The following is a 6876-nucleotide window of genomic DNA, read 5'->3' as shown; positions in this document are numbered from 1 at the left end:
GCGGTCGCCCCGATGCTGCGGGAGTACGTCGTCAGCGAGGCCATGCACGCCCTCGGCATCCCGACCACCCGCGCGCTGGCCGTCGTCGCCACGGGCCGGACCGTCCGCCGCGAGACGCCGCTGCCCGGCGCGGTGCTCGCCCGCACGGCGAGCAGCCACCTGCGCGTGGGCAGCTTCCAATACGCCCGCGCCACCGACGACCTCGACCTGCTGCGACGCCTGGCCGACCACGCCATCGCGCGCCACCACCCCGCTGCGGCGCAGGCCGACAACCCCTACCTCGCGCTCTTCGACGCGGTCGCTGCCGCCCAGGCGTCGCTGGTCGCGCAGTGGATGTGCGTGGGTTTCGTCCACGGCGTGATGAACACCGACAACGTCACGATCTCGGGCGAGAGCATCGACTACGGCCCCTGCGCCTTCCTCGACGTCTTCGAGCCGACCACGGTCTTCAGCTCGATCGACGAGGGCGGCCGCTATGCCTTCGGCAACCAGCCCCCGATCACGGAGTGGAATCTCGCGCGCCTCGCCGAGGCCCTGCTGCCGCTCATCGACGACGACCAGGAGACGGCCGTCGCCCTGGCGGTGGAGGGGCTGGGTCGCTTCCGCGACCGCTACGCCGAGGCCTGGAGGGCCGGCACCCGCGCCAAGCTCGGCCTGCCCGCCGGGCTCGACGACACCGTCGCCACCGCTCTGGTCGACGAGGTCTATGAGCTGATGCGCGCCAACCACGTCGACCACACCGGCTTCTTCCGCGCCCTGGGCGCCGCCGCCCGCGGCGACGCCGAGCCGGTCCGAGGCCTGGTGCTCGACCTCGCCGGGATCGACGCGTGGCTCGAGCGCTGGCTCGCGGTGTCGCCCGACGCGGAGACGATGGACCGGGTCAACCCGGTCTACGTCCCGCGCAACCACCTCGTCGAGGAGGCGCTGGCCGCGGCCACCGCCGGTGATCTGGCACCGCTCGCGAGCCTGCTGGCCGCCGTGCGTGCGCCGTACGACGAAAGGGCGGGCCTGGAGCGCTACGCCGAGCCCGCGCCCGACTCGTTCGGCGACTACCAGACGTTCTGCGGCACCTGAGCCGACCGCTCGTCGGCGAGCAGCGCCTCGCGGTCCTCTGCCAGCACGAAGCCGAGAGCGACGGCCCGCTCCGCGGCGGCGGCGTAGGCGGACCGGTAGTGGTCGGCATCGCGCCACCGCGCCCCGATCCGGTCGGCCGGCAGCACCGCGCTGCTCCCGAAGAGGCGGCACAGGGCCGATGACCCCGGGACCTCGGTGCCGGACAGCACCTCGACGGGGGCGTCCACCGCGGGGGTTCGCACGCCCCCTGTCACGTTGCCGACGTCGTCGAGCACGAAGGCGCCGTCGACCACGTCGAGCGGCGGGGCCTGGGGTGCCGCTTCACCACCGCGGGCCCAGCGCTCGAGGTGGTGGAGCGCGGCCCGGACGACGAAGACCTGCTGCCCACGGTTGACCGGCTGCGAGCAACCGAGGAAGTCCTCGAAGTCGCCGATCACGTGCTTGTCGGCGTGCGCCGTGCCCGCGACCTCCCACACCCGCAGCAGGTCGTGGTCGGGCTGGCGGGCCGGCAGGAAGTCGAGGTAGCCGAAGAGGTCGGTCTCGGTCTGGACGACGAGCACGGGCACGTCGAGGTCGGTGCGCAGCCGCGTCGGGACGCCGCGCAGCCGCTCCTCCAGCCGGACGCCCTCGCCGGCACGGCCCAGCGGCAGCGCCGTACCTCCGCGGCTGTGGATCAGGAAGCCGTCGAAGAGGCCCGTGATCGGCTGCACGCCGTCGGCGTACGACGTGAGGGCGAAGGCCGACTGCGACTCACCGGTCGCGAGGACGCACGTGGAGCCGAGGGACTCGGCCACCGCGCGGGCGACGGAGGTGAAGACGTCGTAGCAGAACGCGTCGCCCGGGTGGGTCAGATCGGCGTAGCGCTCGGGGTTGCCGCCGCGCAGGCCGGGGCTGCCCCGGCCCCCGATCGCGACCAGGGTGAGCCCGCCCTCGACGCCGGCGTGCTGGGCGGAGACGGCGGCGTAGGCGTGCCCACGGCGCACGACCTCCTCGGCGTAGAACGTCCACCCGGGGGCGGCGTCCTGGCCGCTGCTGACGTTGAGCCACTCGACCACCAGCGTGCCGCTCGCGCGCTCGGGGGCCGGCGACCGCACGAGGACGCGCGTCGCGAAGTCGGCCGTGTCGTCGACCTCGAGCGACCAGTGACCGTCGGCGGGCAGGTCGTCGGCGCGGTAGGACACGGCCGTGCCGCTGGCGACGTGCTCGGTCTCGGTGTAGCCCCACTCCGCCAGGTCCGGCCCCGGGCGCGCGGACGCGATCCCGGCGTCGCCGGGTGGGAGCGCCCGCAGCGTGGTCAGGACCGGTCCCTGGCCCGGGCCGCCTTGGCGATGGTCTCCTCGACGATCGAGTTGATCCGCGCGCCGTTGGGCCACCCGGCGTAGTGGCACAGGAAGATCACGATCTCGCGCAGCTCGGTGTCGTCGAGCTCGCCGTTGGCGTGCGCCGCGGGGATCTGGATGCCGAGCACGTCGGCGCCGCCGGTGCCGGCGAGCAGCCCGATCAGTAGCAGCCGCCGGTCGCGGTCGGAGAGACCCTCGCGCTGCCAGATGTCGCCGAAGAGGTGCTCGACGGTGAGGCCGAAGAAGTCGCCGACACCGTCGGTCATGTCGAAGCCGTAGACCTGCTCCATCTTCTCCAGGCCCAGCCGGCGCTTCTCCGGGAGGTCGTCGAACTTGCCGGTCATGCGGACTCCTCGGTGTGGTCGGAGGGCGTTCGTTGGTCGGCTGGCGTCCGTTGGTCGGTTGGCGTTCGTTGGTCGAGCTTGTCGAGACCCAGCCCCGGCCCGAGCCGCTCGAGCGCGAGCCGGGCGAGGGGCACCTCGACGCCGAGCTGGTCGGCGAGGTCGGTGGCGAAGCCGAGGTCCTTCTCCCCCAGCGCACGCACGTGGGTGAAGACACCGTGCCAGAAGTCGCCCTCCGGGATGGGCGCTGCGGTCTCGCGGTGCATGATCGCGCCGGGCCCGCCGGTGATCGCGTCGGTGTGGCGCACGACGTCGCCCAACGCCTTGAGGTCCAGCCCGGCCGCCTCGGCGAGGCGCTGCGCCTCGGTGGCGGCGGTGAACGCCACGAAGTGCATCAGGTTGCGGGCCAGCTTGAAGGTCGTGCCCGCGCCGATCGGCCCGGCGTGCACCACCTTGGACCCCATCGCGTCGAGCACCGGCCGGGCCGCGGCGAACGCGTCGTCGGAGCCGCCCACCATGATCGCCAGCGTGCCGGCCGAGGCGCCCATCGAGCCGCCGCTGACCGGCGCATCCAGGAGACGTACGCCGTGGCGCGCGGCCGTGGCGGCCAGCTCGGCGGGCGTGGCCGGTGCGACGGTCGAGTGCACCACGACGGTGAGCCGGTCGCCCGCGACCCCGAGCACCTCACCGAGAACGTCGCGCACCTGGTCGTCGTCGCGCACCATCACGCACAGCACGTCGACGTCTGCTGCGAGCTCGGCCACGCTGCCGGCGACCTTCGCCCCCGCGGCCTCCAGCTCGGCGAGCGGCTCGGGCGCGACGTCGTACACGGTCAGGGTGAGACCGCGCGCGGGTGCCTGGGCGGCGAGCCGCAGCGCCATCGGCTTGCCGATGTTGCCCAGCCCGATGAAGCCGACGCTGGTCATGGGCGGAAGGTCTGTCCGCCGTCGACGGCGAGGATCTGGCCCGTCACCCACGACGCCTCGTCGGAGAGCAGGAAGACGCAGGCGCCGACCATGTCCTCGGGCTGGCCCATGCGCTTGAGCGCGAGACCCTTGACCAGGTCCTTGGCGGCGTCGCCGGCCTGGGTGCGCGTCGCGGCGGTGTCGGTGGGGCCGGGGGCGATCGCGTTGACCCGGATCCCCATCCCGCCGACCTCGTGGGCCAGCTGGTGAGTGAGCCCGTTGACCCCGACCTTGGCCAGGCCGTAGAAGCCGGAGTAGAGGTAGGCCGCGGTCGAGCTCTGGTTGACGATCGAGCCGCCACCGCGCTTCTGCATCGAGCGATAGACCGCGCGGGTCATCACCAGGGCGCCGTCCATGTTCACGCTCATGAACTTCTTGTAGTAGTCCCAGTCGACGCTGATCAAGAGGTCGAAGGCCATCTCGCCGTAGATCGCGGCGTTGTTGACCAGCCCGTCGATGCCGCCATAGGCAGCCGTGACCGCCTCGACCAGCGCGGTCGCCGACTCGGCTGACGACACGTCGCAGGCGACGAACATCGCGGTGCCGCCCTCGGCCTCGATCTCCTTCGCGACCCGCTCGCCCGAGTCGATGTTGAGGTCGGCGACCACGACGGACGCACCCTCCCGCGCGATCGCCTTGGCGTAGGCCTCGCCGATGCCCTGGGCCGCGCCCGTGACGACGACGACCTTGTCCTTCAGTCTCATGTGAGCTTCCTTCGAGTGACGGTGGTTGAGGTGCGGGCTCGGGTATCGGTGGTTGAGGTGCGAGCGGAGCGAGCCTCGAAACCACTCATGCGGGCTCGGCGATGGTCTTGGTCTCGAGGTACTCCTCGAAGCCGGCCACGCCCATCTCCCGGCCGATGCCGGACTGCTTGTAGCCGCCGAACGGCGCGTCGGGGCTGAACCACACGCCGCCGTTGACCGATAGCGTGCCGGTGCGGATGCGGGCGGCGACGGCCTTGGCGCGCTCGAGCGAGCCGGAGTCGACCGAGCCCGAGAGGCCGTACGCCGAGTCGTTGGCGATGCGCACCGCGTCGTCGTCGCCGTCGTGCGGGATGACGACGAGCACGGGGCCGAAGATCTCCTCCTGCGCGAGCGTCGAGGAGTTGTCGAGGCCCGCGACGACCGTGGGCTCGACCCAGAAGCCGGCCTGGTCGATGACCTTGCCGCCCGTGGCGAAGGTGCCGCCCTCCTCGACCGCGAGGCGCAGGTAGGCCTCCACGCGGTCGCGCTGCACCTGGGAGATGACCGGGCCGCAGATGGCTCCGGGGTCGGCCGGGTCCTTGGCGCCGATCGACTCCATGGTGGCGGCGGCGACCTGCACCGCTTCGTCGTACTTGTCACGCGGGACGATCAGCCGCGTCGTGATCGCGCAGCCCTGGCCGGCGTGGATGCAGGCGGTGAAGGCGGTGGCACCGGCGACGGAGGCGACGTCGGCGTCGTCGAGCGCGATCGCGGCGGACTTGCCGCCGAGCTCGAGGAAGACCTTCTTCAGCGTCGGCGCAGCGGCCGCCATGATCGCGCGACCGGTCGCGGTGGAGCCGGTGAAGGACACCATGTCGATGCGCGGGTCGGTCGAGAGCACGGCCGCGACCTCGTTGGAGCGCGGCGTGACGACGTTGAAGACGCCGGCCGGGATGTCGGTGTGCTCGGCGACGAGGCGTCCGAGCTCGGCGGCCACCCAGGGGGTGTCGGGCGCGGGCTTGAGCACCACCGTGCAGCCGGCGGCCAGGGCCGGCCCGACCTTGGCGAGGTTGATCTGGGTCGGCACGTTCCACGGCGTGATCGCGGCGACGACGCCGACGGGCTCGCGCCGCACGGTCCGGCGGCTCTTGATGCCCATGGGTGCGGCGACGCCGAGGTCGGTCTCGAACTCATAGGTCTCCAGCAGGTCGGTGACCCACTTCAGGCCCTCGACGGGCACGTCGAAGCCGGCGGCGCCCATCATGAAGCCGGGCATGCCGACCTCGGCGGTGGTCAGCGCCTCGAAGGCGACCTTCTCGCCGAGCAGCGCCTCGTGCAGCTGGCGCAGGCAGCGCACCCGCAGCGCGACGTCGGTCGACCAGTCGCTCTCGTCGAAGGCGCGACGGGCCGCGGCGATCGCGGCGTCGACGTCCTCGGCGGTCGCGTCCGGCGCCTGCCCGATCTCCTCACCCGTGGCCGGGTTGAGGATGGCGTACGTCGCCCCGTCGCTCGCGGGGGTCAGCTTGCCGTCGATCAGCAGCTGGGCGGGCGCGGTCACTCGTCTTCCCCGTTGGTCGAGCCAGCCCCGTTGGTCGAGCTTGTCGAGACCACGTAGTCGCCGGCCTCGACGGGCGGCGGCCAGACGGTCGAGGGGATGTCCTTGAGGTGGTAGTGCCCGGGGACCTCGTGACCGAAGACCGACATCCGCTTGAGCAGGGTCTCCGAGGCCTTGTCGGCCGCGAGGATCTCCATGAAGGTGTGGGCGGTCGACGGCATGTCGAACCAGTCGCGCTGCCAGGCGATCTTGACCTGCCCGGCGTCGGCGCCGTCGGTCTGTCGCTCGACGCCGAACCAGGATCCGCCGATGCCGAGGACCTCGTACTCCTCACCGGTCGCGTCGTTGGTGATCCCGGAGCGCTGCTTCCAGAAGCCGAGCACCATCGACTTCTTCTCGTCGATCATCGTGCAGACGTAGTCGTAGTGCCAGCCGTCGAAGCCGTCCATCTCGATGCCGATGGCCCAGTCGCGGATCTGGTCGCGACCGATGGCCATGAAGTGCTCGTCGTGGGAGTACATCCAGCCATAGCTGGCGTCCTCGGCATACCACTCGGCCAGGACCCGCCAGTCGCCGCTGCGCTCGGCCTCCCGGTTGACCTCGAGCCAGGTCTCCCAGAACTCCTCGATCTCAGCCCTGCTCAGGTCAGTCATCGGCGTCCTCTCCTCGTTGGTCAGCTGGCGTTCGTTGGTCGAGCTTGTCGAGACCCAGCGCCATCGCTGGGCAGTACTTCACGGCGGCGAGGACCTGCGGGCGCAGGGACTCGTCGGGGTGCTCCTGCAGGACGACGACCACGTCGGCGTCCGCGTCGAAGCCGAAGACGTCGGGCGCCTCGCCCTGGCACATCTGGTGTCCCTGGCACAGGTCCAGGTCGGCGATCACCCGCACGGCGCCGCCCCCACGGTGGTTGAGGTGCGA

Annotated in this window: 8 protein-coding genes; 1 reads left to right on the top strand and 7 read right to left on the bottom strand. The window is 71.9% G+C overall.

What is annotated here, in order from left to right; translation table 11 throughout:
• The coding region (locus AAG827_RS15850) for a protein adenylyltransferase SelO family protein (RefSeq protein ID WP_341927119.1) at positions 1–1074 on the top strand (1074 nt) is incomplete at its 5' end.
• Here the strand turns inward: AAG827_RS15850 and AAG827_RS15845 are convergent.
• From AAG827_RS15845 to AAG827_RS15815, 7 genes are all read right to left on the bottom strand, one after another.
• A complete protein-coding gene (locus AAG827_RS15845) occupies positions 1050–2447 on the bottom strand; it encodes an alpha/beta hydrolase domain-containing protein (RefSeq protein ID WP_341927118.1) in 1398 nt (465 codons plus the stop codon). The genes AAG827_RS15850 and AAG827_RS15845 overlap by 25 nt on opposite strands.
• Positions 2369–2758: a carboxymuconolactone decarboxylase family protein gene (locus tag AAG827_RS15840; protein WP_341927117.1), complete on the bottom strand. Its 390-nt coding sequence runs from the start codon at positions 2756–2758 to the stop codon at positions 2369–2371. The genes AAG827_RS15845 and AAG827_RS15840 overlap by 79 nt, the downstream gene beginning before the upstream one ends.
• Positions 2755–3681 carry an NAD(P)-dependent oxidoreductase gene (locus AAG827_RS15835; protein WP_341927116.1) on the bottom strand — a complete coding sequence of 309 codons (927 nt, stop codon included), beginning with the start codon at positions 3679–3681 and terminating at the stop codon, positions 2755–2757. Before AAG827_RS15835 ends, AAG827_RS15840 begins: the two co-directional genes overlap by 4 nt.
• Complete coding sequence (locus AAG827_RS15830; RefSeq protein WP_341927115.1) at positions 3678–4424, bottom strand: SDR family oxidoreductase; 747 nt, start codon at positions 4422–4424, stop codon at positions 3678–3680. Before AAG827_RS15830 ends, AAG827_RS15835 begins: the two co-directional genes overlap by 4 nt.
• An 85-nt stretch (positions 4425–4509) precedes the next feature.
• The gene (locus tag AAG827_RS15825) at positions 4510–5961 is read right to left on the bottom strand and encodes an aldehyde dehydrogenase (RefSeq protein ID WP_341927114.1); all 1452 of its coding nucleotides are present in this window, start codon (positions 5959–5961) and stop codon (positions 4510–4512) included.
• Positions 5958–6611, bottom strand: coding sequence for a hypothetical protein (locus AAG827_RS15820; RefSeq protein ID WP_341927113.1), 654 nt, complete (start codon positions 6609–6611; stop codon positions 5958–5960). The genes AAG827_RS15825 and AAG827_RS15820 overlap by 4 nt, the downstream gene beginning before the upstream one ends.
• Positions 6604–6846, bottom strand: coding sequence for a ferredoxin (locus AAG827_RS15815; protein ID WP_341927112.1), 243 nt, complete (start codon positions 6844–6846; stop codon positions 6604–6606). The genes AAG827_RS15820 and AAG827_RS15815 overlap by 8 nt, the downstream gene beginning before the upstream one ends.
• Positions 6847–6876 lie beyond the last annotated feature (30 nt).

The organism is Nocardioides psychrotolerans, assembly GCF_943371775.1.
Taxonomy (GTDB): domain Bacteria; phylum Actinomycetota; class Actinomycetes; order Propionibacteriales; family Nocardioidaceae; genus Nocardioides; species Nocardioides psychrotolerans_A.
The sequence above is the reverse complement of the archived record's forward strand: the minus strand, read 5'-3'. Positions and strand labels throughout refer to the sequence as shown.

Coding starts and splice junctions, on each gene's coding strand:
- AAG827_RS15840 (WP_341927117.1), bottom strand. CDS start 2,758: ATGACCGGCAAGTTCGACGACCTCCCGGAGAAGCGCCGGCTGGGCCTG.
- AAG827_RS15835 (WP_341927116.1), bottom strand. CDS start 3,681: ATGACCAGCGTCGGCTTCATCGGGCTGGGCAACATCGGCAAGCCGATG.
- AAG827_RS15830 (WP_341927115.1), bottom strand. CDS start 4,424: ATGAGACTGAAGGACAAGGTCGTCGTCGTCACGGGCGCGGCCCAGGGC.
- AAG827_RS15820 (WP_341927113.1), bottom strand. CDS start 6,611: ATGACTGACCTGAGCAGGGCTGAGATCGAGGAGTTCTGGGAGACCTGG.